The 401-nt window shown below is 33.7% G+C and carries 1 protein-coding gene; it reads right to left on the reverse strand.

The genetic code is table 11. The annotated features are described in order from the left end of the window. On the reverse strand, positions 1 to 401 hold a 401-nt coding region (locus QOS06_RS10750; RefSeq protein WP_502868068.1), incomplete at both ends, for a hypothetical protein.

The raw sequence follows: 401 nt of genomic DNA on the forward strand, positions 1-401 counted from the left end.
GTTCCATCTGCTTGGAAATAATAAGTATGGTTATTTTCATTTAAGAAATAATTTTTTTGCTGTTGTCCTTGACCATTGAAGTAGTAATCCTTACCATCAATGTTTTGTTGACCGGTTAATTTTTGACCATCTTTGTAATAGTAACTATTCCCGTCTTCCGTTTGCCATCCATTTTGTGCAACAGTTTCTGTAGCTTTAGGTGTTACTGCTACAAAATTCATATTAAAAGTTTCTGCTTGGCTTTGGGTTGTATCTTTTGAAACAATATTAGTTTCAGATTCTTGTTTTTGAGAATTGTTAGTTGAATTTTGGTTTTGCATTGCTGTTGTCTTTGGTGCATCAGCAGTATTATTTCGTGAATTTTGGTCCCGCGCTGATGTAGTTAATGACACAGTATTTTC

The organism is Limosilactobacillus sp. DJ3M12 (assembly GCF_947381695.1).
In the GTDB taxonomy this organism is placed as follows: Bacteria; Bacillota; Bacilli; order Lactobacillales; family Lactobacillaceae; genus Limosilactobacillus; species Limosilactobacillus kinnaridis.